The organism is Microbacterium sp. F51-2R (genome assembly GCF_052180235.1).
In the GTDB taxonomy this organism is placed as follows: domain Bacteria; phylum Actinomycetota; class Actinomycetes; order Actinomycetales; family Microbacteriaceae; genus Microbacterium.
In genome coordinates, this window is sequence record NZ_CP197470.1 from 1,179,802 (window position 1) to 1,194,139 (window position 14,338).

Annotated in this window: 14 protein-coding genes; all 14 read right to left on the reverse strand. The window is 70.1% G+C overall.

What is annotated here, in order from left to right:
* Positions 1–20: 20 nt before the first annotated feature.
* The 14 genes from ACSBPH_RS05320 to ACSBPH_RS05385 all read right to left on the reverse strand — a co-directional run bounded on the left by ACSBPH_RS05320 (position 21) and on the right by ACSBPH_RS05385 (position 14,237).
* Positions 21–953: an NAD(P)-dependent oxidoreductase gene (locus tag ACSBPH_RS05320; RefSeq protein WP_442576557.1), complete on the reverse strand. Its 933-nt coding sequence runs from the start codon at positions 951–953 to the stop codon at positions 21–23.
* Between the two features lie 65 nt (positions 954–1,018).
* Positions 1,019–1,486: a RidA family protein gene (locus ACSBPH_RS05325; RefSeq protein ID WP_442576558.1), complete on the reverse strand. Its 468-nt coding sequence runs from the start codon at positions 1,484–1,486 to the stop codon at positions 1,019–1,021.
* Positions 1,483–3,156 carry an amidohydrolase gene (locus ACSBPH_RS05330; protein WP_442576559.1) on the reverse strand — a complete coding sequence of 558 codons (1,674 nt, stop codon included), beginning with the start codon at positions 3,154–3,156 and terminating at the stop codon, positions 1,483–1,485. The genes ACSBPH_RS05325 and ACSBPH_RS05330 overlap by 4 nt, the downstream gene beginning before the upstream one ends.
* Before the next feature lie 8 nt (positions 3,157–3,164).
* Entirely contained in the window at positions 3,165–3,881 is a 717-nt protein-coding gene (locus tag ACSBPH_RS05335) for an ABC transporter ATP-binding protein (RefSeq protein WP_442576560.1), read from the reverse strand.
* A complete protein-coding gene (locus tag ACSBPH_RS05340; RefSeq protein WP_442576561.1) occupies positions 3,878–4,675 on the reverse strand; it encodes an ABC transporter ATP-binding protein in 798 nt (265 codons plus the stop codon). The genes ACSBPH_RS05335 and ACSBPH_RS05340 overlap by 4 nt, the downstream gene beginning before the upstream one ends.
* An 11-nt stretch (positions 4,676–4,686) precedes the next feature.
* Positions 4,687–5,976: an ABC transporter substrate-binding protein gene (locus ACSBPH_RS05345; protein WP_442576562.1), complete on the reverse strand. Its 1,290-nt coding sequence runs from the start codon at positions 5,974–5,976 to the stop codon at positions 4,687–4,689.
* Positions 5,973–7,049: a branched-chain amino acid ABC transporter permease gene (locus tag ACSBPH_RS05350; protein ID WP_442576563.1), complete on the reverse strand. Its 1,077-nt coding sequence runs from the start codon at positions 7,047–7,049 to the stop codon at positions 5,973–5,975. Before ACSBPH_RS05350 ends, ACSBPH_RS05345 begins: the two co-directional genes overlap by 4 nt.
* Complete coding sequence (locus ACSBPH_RS05355; RefSeq protein ID WP_442576564.1) at positions 7,049–7,915, reverse strand: branched-chain amino acid ABC transporter permease; 867 nt, start codon at positions 7,913–7,915, stop codon at positions 7,049–7,051. The genes ACSBPH_RS05350 and ACSBPH_RS05355 overlap by 1 nt, the downstream gene beginning before the upstream one ends.
* A 141-nt stretch (positions 7,916–8,056) precedes the next feature.
* Entirely contained in the window at positions 8,057–9,202 is a 1,146-nt protein-coding gene (locus ACSBPH_RS05360; RefSeq protein ID WP_442576565.1) for an MFS transporter, read from the reverse strand.
* Between the two features lie 37 nt (positions 9,203–9,239).
* Positions 9,240–10,628 (reverse strand): M24 family metallopeptidase, encoded by a 1,389-nt coding sequence (locus ACSBPH_RS05365; RefSeq protein ID WP_442576566.1) that lies wholly within the window; start codon positions 10,626–10,628, stop codon positions 9,240–9,242.
* Between the two features lie 43 nt (positions 10,629–10,671).
* On the reverse strand, positions 10,672–11,379 hold the full coding sequence (locus ACSBPH_RS05370) for an SDR family NAD(P)-dependent oxidoreductase (RefSeq protein ID WP_442576567.1): 708 nt from the start codon (positions 11,377–11,379) through the stop codon (positions 10,672–10,674).
* Positions 11,376–12,269: a cupin domain-containing protein gene (locus tag ACSBPH_RS05375; RefSeq protein ID WP_442576568.1), complete on the reverse strand. Its 894-nt coding sequence runs from the start codon at positions 12,267–12,269 to the stop codon at positions 11,376–11,378. The genes ACSBPH_RS05370 and ACSBPH_RS05375 overlap by 4 nt, the downstream gene beginning before the upstream one ends.
* 184 nt (positions 12,270–12,453) lie before the next feature.
* Positions 12,454–12,759 carry a Dabb family protein gene (locus tag ACSBPH_RS05380; protein ID WP_442576569.1) on the reverse strand — a complete coding sequence of 102 codons (306 nt, stop codon included), beginning with the start codon at positions 12,757–12,759 and terminating at the stop codon, positions 12,454–12,456.
* Positions 12,756–14,237 (reverse strand): amidohydrolase family protein, encoded by a 1,482-nt coding sequence (locus ACSBPH_RS05385; RefSeq protein WP_442576570.1) that lies wholly within the window; start codon positions 14,235–14,237, stop codon positions 12,756–12,758. The genes ACSBPH_RS05380 and ACSBPH_RS05385 overlap by 4 nt, the downstream gene beginning before the upstream one ends.
* Positions 14,238–14,338: the final 101 nt, after the last annotated feature.

Genomic DNA, 14,338 nt, shown 5'->3' on the forward strand with positions numbered 1-14,338 from the left:
GTGTCGGTGGTGGGCGCCCATCAGCTCTCGAGGCCGTCGCTGACGGCCGCCTCCTCCGGCGCGATGTCCAGGCCCGAGCCGCGGGCGATCGTCAGGATGAGCGAGGCGAAGTCCTGATCGACGTTGCCGTTGCCCACTTCCTGCGCCACCAGGTTTCGGGTGACGGATGCCACGGGCATGACGACGCCGAGATCCTTGGCGGCCGCGAGCCCGAGGTCGAAGTCCTTCTGCAGCAGCACGTTCGTGAACGTCGGCGTGAAGTCGAGGTTCACGAGCGCCGGGGTCTTGTACTTCGTGAAGACCGAGCCCATGACCGAGTCGTTGAGGAACGACAGGAACGCCTCGCGCGAGACGCCGGCCTTCTCGGCGAGGACCGTGATCTCGGCGAGTGACTGGATGACGACGCCGAGGAAGACGTTGTGCGCGATCTTCACGATGCGCGCGACCTCGCCCTCGCCGACGTACGTGACGCCGCGGCCCCACGTCTCCAGCAGCGGCTCGAAGAGGTCGTAGACCTCGCGCGGCCCGGAGGCTGCGACCGTGAGCTTGCCGACCGATATGACCTTGGGGTTCCCCGACACCGGCGTCGCGAGGAACCCGATCCCCCGCGCCTCGGCGGCTTCGCGGACGACGGCGCTCGCCTCGACCGACACGGTCGAGGCATCCGCGATCGCCTTCGGCGCGCGGTCGGGGTCGCTCAGCAGTCCGTCGGGCCCGAGCATGACCGTCTCGAGGTCCTTCGAGGCCGACACCATGCTGAACACCACATCGCGGTCGGCGAGGTCGGCGGGCCGGTCGACGATCGTCGCGCCGAACTCGGTGAGCGGCTCGGCCTTCTGGCGCGTGCGGTTGTACACGGCGACGTCGTAGCCCGCGTCGAGCAGGCGCTTGGCGAGCTGGAAGCCCATGCGGCCCGCTCCGATCCATCCCACGGTCGGCTTGGTGTCGGTCATCTCATTCTCCTCGGTGTGTGTCGTGCCCGCGCGACCCTCGGCGCGGGATGCAGGGGGGACGGGCTTCAGTCGGCGGGCGCCGCGGCGACCACGTGGAACTCGAACCGGAGTCGGGGGTCGGTGGCGAGGCGCGTGACCTCGACCGTCGTGCTGGTGGGGATGTGACCGCCGAACCACGCGGCCTGATGCGCGTTGACGACGTCCTGGTCGGCGGCGACATCCGTGAAGAAGCGGATCATGTTGACCACATCGTGCCGCTGACAGCCGGCCGCCGCGAGCGCCGCGTCGAGATGGTCGAAGGCGTTCTGCACCTGCCCCGCGGCATCGGCCGGCATCGCGTCGAAGACCTCGGGGATGTGCGGGTGGTCGTGGTAGACCGGTGCCCCCGTGACGCCGCTGATGAAGACGAGCCGCGCGTTGGACACGACGCGCATGGCCGGCACGAAGGGGCTCACGATGGTGTCGTCATAGCCCTCGTGGTGGATGATCTCCGCATTGCCCACGCGTCGCGGGGCGGGGACCGCACTGGTCATTCCGTCTCCTCTTCTTCGTGCCGCGTGCCGGTCAGCACGCCGCTGTCATGTGTCACGCGACCCCCGAGCACCGTGAGGTCGCTCAGGATGTCGCGAAGCTCGTCGTCCGCGCAGTCGAAGGGATCGATCGTCGGGACGCACAGGTCGCCGTCGAACCCCGGCAGCAGCCGGCCCCGATGGTCCTGCTCGCCCGTGAACCAGGCGGCGTCGCGGGTGTACGCGGCGAGCGCGTCGTGCCGAGGCATCCGGTGCTCCTCCGATCGAGTGCCGCGCCCGTCGAGCGTGCCGCCGGTCACGAGCCACCAGATCGACGCCCACGGCGAGAACCAGTTCGCACGCGTCGCGTCGGTGCCGGCGCCGATGACGATCCCGAGGTCGCGGATCGTCCCGATGGGCGGCGCCGCCGACGACGCCTCGGCGCCCCACGCGTCGACGTAGTCGCCGCCCTTCAGCACGAGGCGGTTCTGCACCAGGATGCCGGCGCCCAGCCGCGCGAGCCGTGCGAGGTTGTCGGGGCTCGCCTCATCGGCGTGCACGATCGAGAAGCCGCGTCCCGCGACGAGACCCGTCTCGCGCTCGATCTGCTCCCACGCGTCGATGATCCTCGTGAGGGTCGCATCGAGCACGGCGTGGACGCTCATCCGCCAGCCGCGCTGCGCGCACAGCCGCACGATCTCGACGAGCTCCGCGTAGGCGGCGTCGCTCAGCGCGAACGGATCGAGCCCCTCCATGTCGTGGCAGCCGAGGTGCGGGATCTCGCCGACGCCGGCGATCCGCAGCATGGCGTCGCCGCTCACCGGCTGGACGAGCGTCGTCAGCCGGTCGATGTCGTCGACCTCTCCCCCGCGGTTCCACGCCGAGATGAACAGGCGGTGCCGCAGGCCCAGGTCGCCGGCGCGCCACACGGCGTACAGCGGGTCGTAGTCGCGCGGTGTGACGAGCAGCCCGCCGCCGTCGACGACACCCGTGAGGCCGTGCCGCGCGAACGCGTCGGCCATCGCACGGACGCCGGCCTCGGCATCCGTCGCCGTCGTCGCCAGGGCGAGCGCCGTCGGGATCGCGAAGGCGCCCACACCACGGATCTCGCCGGTGAGGCGGCCGCTCCCATCGCGCACGAGGTGTCCGCGCGGCGGGTCGGCGGACGCGTCGGTGAAGCCGCAGGCGGCAAGACCGGCGGTGTTCAGGATGCCGCGGTCGTAGAGCTCCTGGACGTACACGGGGTTGTCGGGCGCGGCCGCGTCGAGCTCGGCACGCGTCGGGCAGCGGCCCTCCGCGAGCTGCGAGGCGTGCCAGCCGCCGATGACGCTGACCCACTCCCCCGGACCCCGGCGCTGCGCGTCGGACGCGGTGCGGGCGAGGGCCTCGCGGAGGGACCGGACGTCTTCCCAGTGCATCGTGCGGGTCCACGAGACGCCCGCCCGCACGGCGTGGATGTGCGAGTCGTTGAGACCGGGAATCGCCCGGCGGCCGGCGAGATCGACGGTCCTCGCGGCGAGGGCCCGGAGCGGCTCGAGCTCGGCGTCGCTGCCGACGGCGATGACGCGGCCGGCCGCGATCGCGACGGATTCGACCTCGGCGGGGCCTTCGCCGGGGCGGGCCATGGTCGAGATGCGGCCGCCGTGGAGCACGAGGTCCACGATGGGCAGGGCGGTGGCAGGGGATGCGGGCATGACGGCGCTCAGATGCTCAGGTGGCGCTCGAGGAGGGCCGAGTCGGAGCGGAGGTCGGCGGGCGCGCCGGACCAGGCGATGGTGCCGGAGTCGTCGATGACGATGACGTGCTCGGCGACATCGAGGGCGAGGTCGACGTTCTGCTCGGCGATGAGGATGGACAGGCCCGACGAGCGCAGGCCCTCGAGGCGGTCCTGGATGACGTCGAGGATGCTGGGGGCCAGGCCCTCGCTCGGCTCGTCCATGATGAGCAGCGTGGGGTTGGTCATGAGCGCCCGGCCGATCGCGAGCATCTGCTGCTCGCCGCCCGAGAGGGAGCGGGCCATGGAGCCGGCGCGCTCGGCGAGGCGGGGGAAGAAGTCGAAGACCCGGTCGACGGTCCACGGCTCGTCGGTCTGCGCGGCCGCGCGCCGCGGCACGACGGTGAGGTTCTCGCGCACCGTGAGCGAGCCGAACACGCGCCGGCCCTGCGGGACGACGGCGATCCCGGCACGCGAGATCTGGTGGCTCGCGCGGCGCGTGATGTCGACGCCGTCGTAGACGATCGAGCCGCTCGACACGGTCGGCGGGTGCAGGCCGCAGATCGCCCGCACGAGCGTCGTCTTGCCCATGCCGTTGCGTCCCAGCAGCGCCACGCTCTGCCCCTGGCCGACGGTGAAGTCGACACCGTAGAGCACTCCCGCCGTCGCGTAGCCGACGTGCAGATCCTTGACCTCGAGCGTCACTTCTTGTCGCGCCTTCCCAGGTAGATCTCTTTGACCTTCTCGTTCTCGCGCACCTCGTCGGGCGTGCCCGTGACGACGTGGCGTCCGTTCTCCATGCACATGACGCGGTCGGTCAGGCCGAGGGCGAGCGTCATGTCGTGCTCGATGAGCAGGATGGGGAGCGTCCGGGGAAGGTCCTCGATGAGGCCGCGCAGCGTCGTGCGCTCGACGGCCGACAGGCCCGCTGCGGGCTCGTCGAGGAGCAGGATCGCCGGCTCGCCGACGAGGGCCATCGCGATCTCGAGCTGGCGCTGCTCGCCGTGGGAGAGGTCGGCGACGGTGTCGTCCTGACGGGCGGTGAGCCCGACGGCCTCCAGCTGCTCGAGAGCGCGCCGGGTCACGTCATCCGTCATCCCCTGCGTCCGCCAGAAGACCCGGGCCTTCGCAGTGCCGCCGCGTGCGGCGACCCGCACGTTGTCGAGCACCGACATGTCACGGAACAGGTTCGAGACCTGGAACGTGCGGCCGACGCCGAGGCGGGCGCGCCGCGCCGCGCCCATGCGCGTGACGTCTCTCCCGAGGATCTCGACCGTGCCGGCCGTCGGCCGCACATCGCCCGCGATCATCTTGAAGAGGGTCGTCTTGCCCGCTCCGTTGGGTCCGATCACGCCCATCCGCTCGCCGGGGGCGAGCTCGAGCGAGATGCCGTCGACGGCCTGCACGCCGCCGTACCGCTTCCCGAGGCCCGCGATGACGAGCGCCGGGGCGGGGGCCCCGGGCCCCTGAGGGCCCGGGACCTTCGCCTGATCCGTCACTGTGTGCACTGCTATCCCTGGAACGACTGGCTGTAGGACGGCTGCTTGAGGGCCTCTTCGGGGTCCTTGCCCAGCCACTGGTCGACGCCTTCGTAGGTCTTGATCGGCACGTTGGCGAGCTTGCCGTCGACCTCCTTGACCTCGCGGATGTACACCGGGCCGACCGTGTTGTTGTAGTCGTCCCACGACACCTTGCCGAAGATGCTGTCGTCGAAGGTGAAGTCCGTGATGGCCGAGACGAGGTCCTCGCCGGTCACCAGGCCGTTCTCCTTCAGGACGGCGGCGACGAGGCTCGCCGTCATGTAGCCGCCGGCGACGTTGGCGGACGGCAGCTTGCCGTCGTACTTCTCGCCGTACGCGTCGGAGAACTCGCGGACGACGTCGCTGTCGCGGCCCTCGGCCCAGTAGCTGACCGAGTTGAAGCCCTCGATCTCGGAGCCGAGCGCACGCAGGGTGGCCTGGTCCATGCTGCAGCAGTTCATGAGGAGGGGCTGGCTGTCGGCGAGCCCGAGCCCGAGGAAGCTGCGCAGGAAGTCGGGTCCGGGAGCGCCGCCGGCCGTCGCGACGAACGCGACATCGGCGCCCGCGGCCTGGATCTGCGAGACGTAGGTCGAGAAGTCCGACGTGCCGTTGGGGAACCAGTACTGGGCCGTGACCTCGCCGCCCTCCGACTCGAAGCCCTGCTTGAACCCGGCGCACGATTCCCAGCCGAACGCGTAGTCGGGGCAGAGCGTGACGGCCGTCTTGTAGCCTTCTTCTGCCGCCCAGACGCCACCGGGGTAGTTGGTCTGCGAGCCCGACTGCGAGCCCGTGCGGACCGTGAGGTCGTTGGCGGCGCGCTGCGTGAGGTCGTCCGCCGCGGCGACGGGGTGGAGGTTCGGGATGCCGACGCTCGACGTGTACGCCGCGACGGCGAGGGCGGTGTTGGCCAGGAGCGGGCCGACGACGACATCGACGCCGTCCGACTCGACGAGCTTCTTGGCCTTGGTGAGGGAGGTCTCGGGGTTGCCCGCGTCGTCCTCGACGATCGTCTCGACCGTCACGCCGTTGACCTCGTCGCCGTTGAGCTCCCAGTAGAGGTTCCAGCCGTCGACCATCTCCTGGCCGGCGATGGCGAAGTTGCCCGTGATCGGCGAGATGTAGCCGACCTTGAGGGTGCCGGACGCCGTCGACTCGGAGGGCGCGGCCTCCGGCTCGGCTCCTCCGGGGGGAGCACACGCGGCGAGCGCGAGCGCGGCGACGATGCTGAGCCCCGCTGCGCCGGCCCACCGGGTGCGGGCCGAGGTCTTCGTTGACTTCATGGCAGTTCCTTTCGTGCTGTGAGTTCGCCATCGGGGATGGCTGTTTCTTGGTGCAGGTCCGTGTCGCCGGGTGGCGCCCCAGACCTTCGTCGGCGGATGCGTCGGATGAGCTTCTGGGTACTGCCGACGATGCCCGCGCGGGCGAACAGGATCACGAGGATGAAGATGAGACCGAGGATCGTGGGCCAGCGCTCGACCGCATTGGAGAGCACGTTCTCGACGAGCACGACGACGGCGGCTCCGACGAGGGGGCCGAACGTCGTGCCGACGCCGCCCAGGATCACCATGACGATGAGCAGCACCGAGCGGTGCACGCCCGCAGCCGACGGGCTGATGAAGTGCGTGTGCCAGACCGAGAGGAGGCCGGCAAGACCCGCGATCGTGCCCGAGATCATGAAGGCGCCGAGCTTGTACGAGGCGACCGAGTACCCGAGGCTGCGCATGCGGCTCTCGCTGTCGCGCAGTCCGCGCAGGCTCGCGCCGAACGGCGAGCGCGCGATGACCCACAGGAGCAGCGTCGTCAGCACGAAGATGCCGAGGATGAACCAATAGAACATCCAGTACTCGGCGAGGAACGGCGGGCGCTGGATGCCCGTGATGCCGTTCTCGCCGCCCGTGACGAACGAGAGCCGGTACGCGAGGCCGAAGATGACCATTCCGACGGCCAGCGTCACCATCAGGAAGTAGATGCCGCTCGTGCGCATCGACAGCACGCCGTAGACGAGCGAGACGACGATCGTGATGCTCAGCGCGATCGTCACCTGGCCCCACGCGTCCATCCCCTGGCGCGTCGCCCACGCTGCGCCGTATCCGGATGCCGCGGCGATGCCGGCATGCCCGAGCGAGGCCATGCCGCCGTCCCCCACGAGGAAGTTGACGCTCGAGGCGAGGATCGCCGCGATGAAGATCGTCGTGACGAGCGACATCGCGTACGAGGTCGTGCCGAGGTAGGGCAGCGCGACGGCGAAGCCGAGCAGCACGACGAGCACCACGATCGTGATCAGCCGTGTGCGCGTGCTGCGCGGCGCCCCGATCGTGCGGATCGTCCGGGTCTCGACGAACTTCGTGGCCATCAGGCTGCCTTTCCGAACAGCCCGGTGGGGCGGAGGACGAGCACGAGCGCCATCGGCGCGAAGATCGTGAAGTAGGCGAGGTCTGGGATCCACGCCTTCGCGAACGCGTCGATGAGACCGATCAGGACGCTGCCCACCGCGGCGCCCGGCACGCTGCCGAGCCCGCCGATGATGACGACGACGAGGGCGTAGAGCAGCACCTCGTCCTGGATGCCCGGCCGGATGCTCATCATGCCGGCGCCGATGGTCCCGCCGATCGCGGCGAGCGCGGCACCGACGATGAACATGCCCGTGAACACCCAGCGGATGTTGACGCCCATCGCGGAGATGATCTCGCGGTCGTCGACGCCGGCGCGGACGACCGCACCGACGCGCGTGCGGTTCTGCACGAGGGCGAGCGCGACGCCGATGACGACGGCGACCACCATGACGAAGATCCGGTACAGGGGGTAGGTGAGGTTCCCGATCTGGAGCGAGCCGGTGATCATGGCGGAGAGGGGAAGGGTCCGCGGGTCTCCGCCGAAGATCGCCAGGCACAGGTCGGCGATGACGAACGAGACGCCGACCGTCAGCAGCACCTCGGGCAGCTCCTGACCGCGCACGAAGCGCAGCAGGCCCACCTCGACGATGAGGGCCGTCACGGCGACGGCGACGACGGCGGCGATGACCGCGACGAGGAGGTTGCCCGTGAGGCCCGCCACGACGACGCCGATGTAGCCGCCGAGCATGTAGAAGGCGCCGTGCGCGAGGTTGATGATGCGCATGAGGCCGAACACGAGCGTGAGACCGCTCGCGAGGAGGAAGAGCAGCGCGCCGAAGCTCAAGCCGTTGAGCACCTGCTGCGCGAGGAAGACGGGTTCGAACACCGAGTTTCAGACCTTCCACATCGTCGGGGAGTCCTGCTGGGAGCCGCTGGTTCGACCAGTACAGCAACAGACCAGTACGCCTGTCAAGTGTCACTGCACATTGGTGAAGTTAAAGTGCACATTGCGATGTGCCGCGGCGCGCTACTCCCCGCGCACCGCGTAGCGCGATCGCGCCAGGCCGCCCACGATCGTGAAGACGACCGATCCGGCGATCGCGACGGCGAAGAGCGCCGGGAACGCGTGCTGTCCCGCGGCGGCCCCGCCCACGGCGGCACCGATCGCGCCGCCCAGCATGAGCGAGATGGAGAAGAGCGTCATGCCGAGCGCACGCGTGCGGGCGGCGGCATCCGTCATCCACGTCTGCAGCGTCGTGTGCGCGAAGGCCCAGCCCGCGCCCATGAGCGCGGCCCCGACGAGCACCGCCACCGGTGAGACCTGCCCCACGAGCACGACGAAGGCGAGGACGGCGCAGGCGCCGCCGAGGGCGATGAACAGCCACGCCGGCACGCGCGCGACGAAGAGCTTCATGACCTGGCTCAGCACGACGACGGCGAGACCGAAGGCCGAGGTCGTGAGCCCCGAGAGGAACACGTCGGTGCCCGCCTGCTGCAGCGCGATCGGCAGCAGGTTGAAGACGCCGATGAGGAGGAAGCCCTCGAGCGCCGTGAGGCCGCAGACGGCGAGCGCCCACCGATTGCGCACGAGCCGCCCGACCTGCCGCGAGAGCCGCTCGTCGCTGGGGACGCCCGGATCGGGCAGGCGCGCGATCGCCCAGGCCAGAACGCCCGTCACGACGGCGAAGACGGCGAAGATCCACCGCCACGACGTCCAGCTCGCGACGGCGCCGGACACGAGGGTGCCGAGGGCGAGGCCGAGCGCCGTCGCCGCGGCGAGATTCGACATCGCGGCGGGGCGGCGCTCCAGCGGCAGCGAGTCGCCGAAATACGTGAGCACCGCGGCGAACGTCGCCGCGAACGCGCCGCCCGAGACCGTGCGCGCGACGAGGAACGACACGATGTCGGGCGCCACGGCGCTCGCGACGTTCGCGCCGGCTGCGATCGCCGTCGACAGGACAAGCACGCGCACGCGCCCCCACCGGGTCGACAGGGGTCCCCACACGATCTGGAGCCCCGAGTAGGCGAGCGCGTGGAACGTGATCGCCATCGCCGCGACCTCGACGGGCGCCGCGAGCTCGCGGGCGATCGTCGGGACGAGCGGGAGGATCAGGGAGCGGTCGAGCGTCGACCAGAAGATGAGCAGCGTGAGGATGGTGCCCGCGGCCCGCACACGCCGTTCGGAGAGCGCCGCCGCGAGCGCAGCATCCTCAGCCGTCGGTCTCCCCCCGGCCTTCCGGAGTGTTCAGGTGGGACTGCGAGTCGCGGATCCCGGGGAGCGGACCGTTCACTGTGAAGTAACGCCCGCCTCCTGCCACGAGCAGATCCTCGGCCGGGAACTTCGTGATGACTTCACACCCGTCCGCCGTCACGACGAGCTCCTCCTCGATGCGCGCCGCACCCCAGCCGTCGGCGGCCGGCCAGTACGTCTCGAGGGCGAACACCATGCCCTCCTGCAGCTCCTCGGGGTGGTCGAGCGAGGTGAGCCGCGAGAAGATCGGCTTCTCCCAGATCGACAGGCCCACGCCGTGGCCGTACTGCAGCGCGAAGGCGGCCTCCTCGTCGGGGAAGCCGAACTCCTGCGCGGTCGGCCAGAGCGACACGATGTCGGCGGTCGTCGCGCCGGGCTTCACGGTGGCGATCGCGACGTCCATGTACTCGCGCGCCCGTTTGTACGCGTCGACCTGCGCCCGGCTCGCCGAGCCCACCGCGAACGTGCGGTAGTAGCACGTGCGATACCCGTTGAAGGAGTGCAGGATGTCGAAGAACGCCGGGTCTCCGGGGCGCACCGCCCGGTCGGAGTAGACGTGCGGGTGCGGGGCGCACCGCTCCCCCGAGATGGCGTTGACGCCCTCGACGTATTCGGAGCCCTGGTCGTAGAGCGCCTTGGCGACGAGGCCGACGCACTCGTTCTCGCGCACGCCGGGGCGGAGGAACTCGTAGAGCTGGTCGTATGCGGAGTCGACCATCGAGGCCGCCGTCGTGAGCAGCGTGATCTCGTCGGGCGTCTTGATGCGGCGCGCCTCGAGGAAGACCTGCTGCCCGTCGACGACCTGGATGCCGGCGTTCTGCAGGGCGAACAGGACGGGGAGCTCGACGATGTCGACGCCGAGCGGCTCGTTCTGGACGCCGAACTTCTCGAGCTCTCGCTTGACCTTGCGGGCGACCTCCTCGGCGATGCCGGCACCGGGCGGGAAGGCGCCGCGGAGCGTCGAGATGCCGGCGCGGGCGCCGGACTCCAGCCGCGGGCGCTTGGCACCGTGGTGCGGCGCGTGGGGATCGGCATCCGCCTCCATGTGCGTATCGTGCAGCCACGGATTGAGCAGGTCGTGGTGCTTGGCCGCCGACCCGAAGTCCCACACGATGGGGTCGCTGTGGCGCGTGACGAGACAGAAGCGGATGAGCTTGTCCATCGCCCACGTGCCGATGTGAGTGGCCGACGCGTATCGGATGTTGCCGAAGTCGAAGGCGAGCACCGCTCCGAGCGAGGACCGCTCGAGCTCGGCTCGCAGACGCGCGAGGCGCTCTTCGCGCAGTCGGTCGAAGTCGACCCGCGCCTCCCAGTCGACACCCATGTTGCCGCGTGTCGCGATGCTCATCGTCCTACTCCACTTCTTCTCGTTCGGGTGCGGATGCCGCGGGTCAGGTGATGCGCCAGCCGCGGTCGACGTTGAGGCTGTGCGCCGAGACCCCGCGGTTGAACAGGAGGAACTTCGTCGCGTCGACGATGTCGGCCATCGTCGCCAGCTCGCCGCCGGGCGTGCGGCTCTGGTAGCCGCTGAGCACACCCTCGGGCTTGGCCGCCCAGAACGGGCTGTCGCCGATGATGCCCGGGTGCAGCGAGTTGACGCGGATGGGCGCCAGCTCGTGCGCGAGCGTGTTCATGAGTCCGTCGACGCCGCCGTTGATCGTCGACACGGTCGTGGAGCCCGGGTACGGGGCATCCTTGGCCCGCCCGCCGAAGAGCACGATGCCGGTGTCGACCGACGGCTCCAAGCGGTCCAGCAGCGTGTGGACGGTCTCGGTGTAGCCGATGAGCTTCAGCGTGATGAGGCGCCGGGCCTTGGCGATGTCGTACTCGCGGATCGTGTTGGCGTCGCGCTCGATCGCGCTCACGACGAGCCCGTCGAGCCGCCCGACGCCGGCCAGGTCCCCGGCGATCCGCTCGGGCTCGGAGCAGTCGACCGCGATGCCCTCCGCGAGGGGCCCGAGCTCCGCCGCGACGGCCTCGGCCTTCTGCTGGTCGCGGCTGGTCAGGATGACGCGGTCTCCGCCGGCGACGAGATCCTTGACGAGTTCGAGGCCGATGCCCGATGACCCGCCCACCACGAGAATGACGCGATCGGTCACTTCTCCTCCTCCAGTTTCTCGGTCAGGTAGTCCCAGTCGCGCACGAAGCGGTACGCGTGGCGCGGCGGCATCTGCGGTGCCTGCGTCTCGAGCCAGCGCACCTCGGCGCCCGTCGCCGCGAACGAGTGGACGCAGCCCACCCCGGCCCATGCGATGTCGCCCTCCTTCAGGAGGAACTCCTCGCCGTCGAAGGTCGCCACCACCTCGCCCTCCGTGATGAGGTACGCCTCCTCGAGGGGGTGGTCGTGCGCACCGGCCTTGCCGTCGGGCTCGTACTGCACCATGAAGAGCGTTCCGAGCGTCGCGCCGAGGTCGGAGTCGACCATCATCTTGAGGCTGATGCCGCTGTAGACCAGGAGCGCCGTGCGCATGCTCGCCGAGACGGCGAGGAGCTGCTGCGACTGCCGCCCCGGGTTCATGTGCTCGGCCGTGATGTTGCCGAACGAGCGGGTGCGGGGATCGCGCGTGTCGACGCGGATGGGCTCGGCGTCGGGAAGCTCGGGCACCTGGTATGTGTCGGAGCCGTGTCGCGCCCGGGCGGGCGGAGTGAACAGGTCCGACCACGCGGCCCCCGACTCGCCGACGGCGCGCCACGCGTGGGGGACGCCGATCGGGATCACGCCGTAGTCGCCGGCGACGAGGTGGACCGTCGCCTCGGCGGTCGCCAGGACGACCTCGCCCTCGATGACGTGGAAGCTCTCCTCGAACGAGTGCACGTGCGTCGCCGTGCGCCCGCCCGGCTCGATGCGGGTGATGCCGAAGTCGGTGTGCGCCGCGCCGTCGTCTTCGCCGACTCCGCGCCAGCGGGTCAGGCCTTCGGCGCCCGGCGCGAGCGGCCCGAGCGGCAGGTACTCGGCATCCGCCCCCCGGCGGACCGTGAATCTGGCCATGTGTCCTCCAGTGAGGACGACATCGTCCTCGGCTCGGCTGCGCGGCTTCGCGCAGGCGGTGCGCCGTCCGGAAGCTCCGGGGTCGCGCTCTCAATGTTCAGTAATACTAAACCCAAGCGAACTGAAACTGCACGCTTGTGTCAAGCAACGCGGGGCCGGGTCGGCGAAGGCATCGGCAGATGCGTCATCTCGGCTGGCCGATGTCGAGCTGCGCCGCCTGCCTCCTCTCCACCAGGCGACCGAGGATCGCGTCGTACACGGCCTTGTGCGCGTCGGAGTCGAGATAGGCCGTCAGCCCGGCCTCGTCGTCGACGACGGCCGAGACGGCGTAGTCGGCATCGCTCGGCCGCAGCCGCAGATTCGGGCCGGCGTGGTAGCCGCGCAGCTCCGGGATGCCGGCCGCCATCTCGGTCAGCTGCCGCGTGAGCTCGGCGATCTCGTCGTCGGTCGTGCCCGTCTTGAAGGTGAAGAGCGCCAGGTGCTGGATCATCGGTCGTCTCCGCTCGCGGTCACGTGGGCATCGCCCTCCGTGTACTTGTACGGGTTCTCGATCTCCTCGTCGGGGGTGATCTCGGGGTGCATGTCGGCGAACCAGCGATCCTCGCCGAGCTGCCCGCGCACGTACTCGACCGAGTCGGCGACCTTCGCGGCGATCGGCGCGAGGGGCAGGCCGACGCGCTTGCCGTCGTACTTCACGACCTTCCCGTCGACGACGACGGTGTGGACATCCGCCGTCCCCGCCTGGAAGACGACGTGCGCGTACGGGTTCAGGATCGGCGTCATGGCGGGAGACTCGTCGTTCTTGATGAGCACGAGGTCGGCCTTCTTGCCCGGCGTGATCGAGCCGATGAGATCCTCCATGCCGAGGGACTTCGCCCCTCCCATCGTGGCCATGTGCACGACATCCTCCGCCCGCAGGCGGTTGGCGACGATCGTCTCGTTGCGAGCGTGCGCCTCGAGGTGGTCGCGCGAGCGGTCGGCGCTCAGCGTCGCGCGCATGGCCGAGAAGAAGTCCGCGCTCCACCACACGCTCGTGTCCATCGAGATCGACGCGGGGATCCCGTACTTGCGGATCGCCCAGCTCGACGGATACCCCTGTCCGGCGCTCTGCTCCGACTCCGTCGCGACCGAGACCGTGCCGCCCGTCGCGGCGATCTTCTGGTAGCTCTGCTCGTTGAGGGAGCTCGAGTGCACGTAGCAGATCGTGTCGTCCATGAACCCGGCGTCGTACATCTGCGTGATGGCGGTGTCGGTCGTCGCGCCCCACACGCCCGCGTGCGTCGTGACGCGCAGGCCGAGCTCGCGCGCCGCCTCGAAGGCGCCGCGCTCGGGGAACTCGGGCGCGCCCGGCACATCGAAGGCCAGCTGCAGGCCGAGCATGTCGTTCGGGGCGTTGAAGTTGTCGGTCACGAACCGGCGGAACTCCGGCGCGTTCGCCCACTCCCACGGGGCGCCGAGGTAGTTGCCGTAGCCGAGCACGAAGCGGCCCGGGATCTCGCGGAACGCCTGCAGCGCGGCCTCGCCGTACTCGGGCGTGCGCAGGCCGTGCGACCAGTCGAGGGTCGTCGTGACGCCGGTGTCGACGGACTCGAGCGCCGAGAGCAGGTTGCCCGCGTAGATGTCCTCCGGGCGGAAGACCTGGCCCCACTGCAGGTAGTAGAAGACGAAGTACTGGCTGAGCGCCCAGTCGCCGCCGTAGCCGCGCAGGGCGGTCTGCCACATGTGGCGGTGCGTGTCGATGAACCCCGGAGTCAGGATGCCGCCGCTCGCGTCGATCTCGAGAGCGCCCTCGGGCACCTCCAGGCCTGGCCCCACGGCCTCGATGCGATCGCCCACGACCAGGACGTCGGCGTGGTCGAGCACACCGGCCGAGTCGACGGTGATGACCGTGGCGTTCCGGAAGGCGATCGGACGGCCGGTGGCGAAGTCGTCGGCGTGGGGCGCGGGAGCGGGTTCGGGCGTGCTCATCAGGTCTCCTCTTCGAGATTGTTCAGCGCTGATTTACACTTTGAACCGAATCTCGAGGAACTGCAACAGTCACATGGCCCACGCGTTCAACAAGACTGTCG

Coding starts and splice junctions, on each gene's coding strand:
- ACSBPH_RS05320 (WP_442576557.1), bottom strand. CDS start 953: ATGACCGACACCAAGCCGACCGTGGGATGGATCGGAGCGGGCCGCATG.
- ACSBPH_RS05325 (WP_442576558.1), bottom strand. CDS start 1,486: ATGACCAGTGCGGTCCCCGCCCCGCGACGCGTGGGCAATGCGGAGATC.
- ACSBPH_RS05330 (WP_442576559.1), bottom strand. CDS start 3,156: ATGCCCGCATCCCCTGCCACCGCCCTGCCCATCGTGGACCTCGTGCTC.
- ACSBPH_RS05345 (WP_442576562.1), bottom strand. CDS start 5,976: ATGAAGTCAACGAAGACCTCGGCCCGCACCCGGTGGGCCGGCGCAGCG.
- ACSBPH_RS05350 (WP_442576563.1), bottom strand. CDS start 7,049: ATGGCCACGAAGTTCGTCGAGACCCGGACGATCCGCACGATCGGGGCG.
- ACSBPH_RS05365 (WP_442576566.1), bottom strand. CDS start 10,628: ATGAGCATCGCGACACGCGGCAACATGGGTGTCGACTGGGAGGCGCGG.
- ACSBPH_RS05375 (WP_442576568.1), bottom strand. CDS start 12,269: ATGGCCAGATTCACGGTCCGCCGGGGGGCGGATGCCGAGTACCTGCCG.
- ACSBPH_RS05380 (WP_442576569.1), bottom strand. CDS start 12,759: ATGATCCAGCACCTGGCGCTCTTCACCTTCAAGACGGGCACGACCGAC.
- ACSBPH_RS05385 (WP_442576570.1), bottom strand. CDS start 14,237: ATGAGCACGCCCGAACCCGCTCCCGCGCCCCACGCCGACGACTTCGCC.